The organism is Bacillus pseudomycoides DSM 12442 (genome assembly GCF_000161455.1).
GTDB lineage: Bacteria > Bacillota > Bacilli > Bacillales > Bacillaceae_G > Bacillus_A > Bacillus_A pseudomycoides.
In genome coordinates, this window is sequence record NZ_CM000745.1 from 5709457 (window position 1) to 5709716 (window position 260).

1 protein-coding gene is annotated in these 260 nt (G+C 39.6%); it reads left to right on the plus strand.

Annotation, left to right across the window (positions count from 1 at the left end):
- Positions 1–260 (plus strand): Cna B-type domain-containing protein (locus tag BPMYX0001_RS28860; RefSeq protein WP_033799571.1); only part of this gene is annotated, 260 nt, incomplete at both ends.

Sequence of the window (260 nt, forward strand, 5' to 3'; positions counted from 1 at the left end):
GCGATTGGAAATATGCATTTACAGACTTAGCGGCATACGATGCTGAAGGAAAAGCATATAAGTATGAAGTAAAAGAACAACCGGTAGATGGATATCAATCAGAAGTCAAAGGGTATGACATTACAAATACAAAAGTGGCGCAAACAAAAGTAGAAGGAACGAAGACGTGGAAGGACGGAAATGGTGAAGGACGTCCAGAAACAATCAAAGTAGACCTACTACAAAATAATAAAGTAATCGCAACGCAAGAAGTGAGCGCA